This is a genomic window from Mesorhizobium sp. M4A.F.Ca.ET.022.05.2.1 (assembly GCF_003998845.1).
Lineage (GTDB): Bacteria > Pseudomonadota > Alphaproteobacteria > Rhizobiales > Rhizobiaceae > Mesorhizobium.
On the sequence record NZ_RZOJ01000826.1, the window covers coordinates 1 to 507 of the forward strand.

Consider the following 507-nt stretch of genomic DNA (forward strand, 5'->3'; position numbering starts at 1 on the left):
GAGAAGGGGACAATAGTGACGGCGCGCTCCGGCAAATGGCTCTCGACGATGACCGGCCGCAGCACCGAGGCTTCGCCGAGGCGGGCGCGGACGCGGTCGGCGAATAAAGCGATATCGGCGTCATCGTCGTTGACCTCGCCGCTGAGATCGGCCTGCTGCATGTCGAAGGCCGCCGCCGACAGCACCGAGAGGCGCACGAGGTCGAAACCGTAGCCGGCATCGATATCCTGCTCCAGCGCGGCAAGCCGTTCGTGGAACAGCCTGCGGATCAGCGACGGCTCGCGCAGCGGGCGCGAGGTGCCGACGGCGATGCGGCTGACGGCGCCGTCGACGCGGAAGAGCAGCAGGGCGAGTGCCCTCGCGCCCTCGCCGCGCCGCTCGAGGTCGCCCTTCAGCGCCGTGGCCAGCCGGCTCACCAGCCGCTCGATGTCGTCGGTCAGCACGACCGGCTCGGCCAGGTGGCGCTCGACCGAAAGCGGCGCCACCGGCAGGCGCGGCGACACCGCC

General features: G+C 71.4%; 1 pseudogene. It reads right to left on the reverse strand.

The features are described from left to right. A pseudogene (locus EN745_RS35645) lies at positions 1–507 on the reverse strand (DNA polymerase Y family protein); the annotation flags it as partial.